This window comes from Ectothiorhodospira variabilis, from assembly GCF_022227625.1.
Lineage (GTDB): Bacteria > Pseudomonadota > Gammaproteobacteria > Ectothiorhodospirales > Ectothiorhodospiraceae > Ectothiorhodospira > Ectothiorhodospira haloalkaliphila.
Window position 1 is genome coordinate 1 of record NZ_JAJNAO010000074.1, and the last position, 305, is coordinate 305.

Annotated in this window: 1 pseudogene; it reads left to right on the forward strand. The window is 60.3% G+C overall.

The window, feature by feature from the left end:
• A pseudogene (locus LPW30_RS15990) lies at positions 1–305 on the forward strand (hypothetical protein); the annotation flags it as partial.

Here is a 305-nt window from a genome sequence, read left to right on the forward strand (position 1 = left end):
CATCTGCATCTGGTGCTGATCACCGGCGTATCCAAGTTCAGCAAGGTCAGTCTCTTCTCGGGCTTGAACAACCTGCGCGACATCACGCTGCTGCCCGAGTATTCAACGATCTGCGGCTATACCGACGACGACATCGACACGGTATTTGCCCCGGAGCTGCCCGGCCTGGACCGCGAGGCCATCCGCCAGTGGTACAACGGCTACCGATGGGGTGGCCCCGAGGTCACATCGGTCTACAACCCCTTCGATGCGTTGCTGCTGCTTCAGAATCGCGAGTTCGGACCCTACTGGTTCGAGAGCGCCAC